The 2,340-nt window shown below is 62.9% G+C and carries 3 protein-coding genes and 1 pseudogene; 3 read left to right on the top strand and 1 reads right to left on the bottom strand.

The features are described from left to right. Nucleotides 1–184 (top strand): annotated as a pseudogene (locus EN781_RS30865) (hypothetical protein); the annotation flags it as partial. Between the two features lie 109 nt (nt 185–293). Here EN781_RS30865 and dksA read toward each other — a convergent pair. Continuing rightward, entirely contained in the window at nt 294–710 is a 417-nt protein-coding gene (dksA, locus tag EN781_RS30860; protein ID WP_126054771.1) for an RNA polymerase-binding protein DksA, read from the bottom strand. Nucleotides 711–956: 246 nt separating this feature from the next. Here dksA and EN781_RS30855 point away from each other — a divergent pair, with 246 nt between their 5' ends. Both EN781_RS30855 and EN781_RS30850 read left to right on the top strand, forming a co-directional pair. Beyond that, entirely contained in the window at nt 957–1,460 is a 504-nt protein-coding gene (locus EN781_RS30855) for a histidine phosphatase family protein (RefSeq protein ID WP_127400649.1), read from the top strand. Nucleotides 1,461–1,539: 79 nt separating this feature from the next. After that, nucleotides 1,540–2,340 (top strand): YcjX family protein (locus EN781_RS30850; RefSeq protein ID WP_189347947.1); only part of this gene is annotated, 801 nt, incomplete at its 3' end.

Here is a 2,340-nt window from a genome sequence, read left to right as displayed (position 1 = left end):
CACCAATGGCGCCCGGCATGCCCCGCCGCCAGCCAAGCCAGTTTCCATAGACGATACGCTGATGCAGGAACTCGAGGTTTCGCTCGACGATTCACATGCGAGCAAACCGGCGGCGAAGGCGCCGTCATCGCTCGACGACGAAATGACGAAGCTACTCGGCGAACTTGCCAGCCAGAAGCGGTAGCAAAAGTCAAATCCGGCAACACGGATTGGGCATCGAGGAGGCACGGCCGCGCCCGCACAAAATGGCCGGTCGCCCGGCCATTAACGATTCCGGGACGATCGTTCGCGGGTCAGTCGTCGCGATAGACCTTCTCGCGGCGCTCGTGGCGCTCCTGCGCCTCGATCGACAGGGTCGCGATCGGACGCGCATCGAGCCGCTTCAGGGCAATCGGCTCGCCAGTCTCCTCGCAATAGCCGTAAGTGCCTTCATCGATGCGCTGGAGCGCGGAATCGATTTTCGAGATGAGCTTGCGCTGACGATCGCGGGCGCGGAGTTCAATGGCTCGGTCGGTTTCCGAGGAGGCGCGGTCGGCGAGGTCGGGATGGTTGGCGTTTTCCTGCTGCAGGATTTCGAGGGTTTCGCGCGCTTCGCGCAAAATGTCGTTCTTCCAGGCGACGAGCTTCATGCGAAAGTAGGATTTCTGCCGTTCGTTCATGAACGGCTCGTCTTCGGAGGGTACGTAATCGGCGGTAACGATGTCGTTCATTCGACTCACCCAACAACCCCAAATTTGGCGCCTATATATTCGCGCAGAGAAGCCTGCACAAGCGCAATCGGCGACCGTTTCACGCAAATGTAATATCGGGCTCACAGCTGACCATGATATCTTTATGCTTGCGGGCGGAACTCGAATTCATCCATGATTCGTTGTGGTTGAAGGCTATTGGCCATTGTGCGCCATGCCTTTCTCGTGGCTAATCCCATTGTGCCAACAAGGCATTTTGGGGGAGCGGTGAGCAAACTCTACCTGTTGAGACATGCCAAGGCCGGATGGGCGCTGCCCGGCGTACGCGACTTCGACCGTCCGCTCGATGCCTCCGGCATCGCCGAAGCCGAGGCGATCGGGGCAGCCATGCGCAGCCGCAACTACGTGCCCGACCTGACCCTTTGCTCCAACGCAAAACGGGCTCGCCAGACCCTGGAGGGACTGGCCGGCCAGACAGATACCGGGCGGGTGCTGTTCTTCGACACGCTCTACAGCGAGGACGCCGCCGGCTATCTCGCCATCATCCGCGACAATGGCGGGGCGGGCTCGCTTCTGGTCATCGGCCACAATCCGATGACGGAGGATCTCGCCATGGCGGTTTCGGGCGACGGCGAGGAAGCCGCGCGTGGCATGCTGAACCACGGTTTCCCCACCTCGGGCCTCGCCGTCGTGCGCTTTCCAGGCGATCTTGCCCATGCCGAGCAAGGCAGCGGCTATCTCGAGGCCTTTCTGACACCGGCCGATCTCTGAGACGCAAATTGGCGGCGCCATTCCAAACCGCCGCCTGAGTGCCTATATCGGGAACCGACCGGCCCTCAGAGAGCATGTTTTGGCATCATCGCTGACCACTTTCACCGACGAGGCGAAGATCGCTCTCGACACGCTCTCAGGGCGCGCCGCCGAGCTCTTTTCGCCGTCGCTGAGGCTGGGGGTCACCGGCCTTTCCCGCGCCGGCAAGACGGTGTTCATCTCTGCGCTTGTCCACAACCTGATCCATGGCGGGCGCCTGCCGCTGTTCGAAGCGCAGAAATCGGGGCGCATCGCGCGCGCCTTCCTCGAAGAGCAGCCCGACGATGCCGTTCCCCGCTTCCAGTACGAGGATCATGTCGCGGCGCTGGTCAACGACCGTGTCTGGCCAGACTCGACGCGCGCCATTTCCGAGCTCCGGCTGACCATCGAATACGAATCAGCTTCTGGCTGGAACCGTATGTTTTCGGCTGGAAAATTGTCGCTCGACATCGTCGACTACCCGGGCGAATGGCTGCTTGACCTGCCGCTGCTCGGCAAATCCTTCGCCGATTTCTCGCGCGAGGCGATGGAGATGGCGGCACTGCCCGTGCGCGCCGATCTTTCCGAGGGCTGGCGGACGCTCGCCGCTCAGATCGATCCCAACGCCGATGCCGACGAGATGACGGCGCGCCGGCTTGCCGAGGCCTTTTCGGCCTATCTCAAGGCGTGCAAGCTCGACGAGCGCGCGCTGTCGACCTTGCCGCCCGGCCGTTTCCTGATGCCCGGCGACCTCGACGGCTCGCCCGCGCTGACCTTCGCGCCGTTGCCGGCACTGGCCGAGCGGCGGCCCCGCCCCGGTTCGCTGCAGGCGATGATGGAGCGGCGCTACGAGGCCTACAAG

This window comes from Mesorhizobium sp. M4A.F.Ca.ET.090.04.2.1 (assembly GCF_003999085.1).
Lineage (GTDB): Bacteria > Pseudomonadota > Alphaproteobacteria > Rhizobiales > Rhizobiaceae > Mesorhizobium.
The sequence above is the reverse complement of the archived record's forward strand: the minus strand, read 5'-3'. Positions and strand labels throughout refer to the sequence as shown.

What these genes read in the sequence shown, in the direction of transcription:
- dksA (WP_126054771.1), bottom strand. Translation starts at nt 710, where the DNA reads ATGAACGACATCGTTACCGCCGATTACGTACCCTCCGAAGACGAGCCG.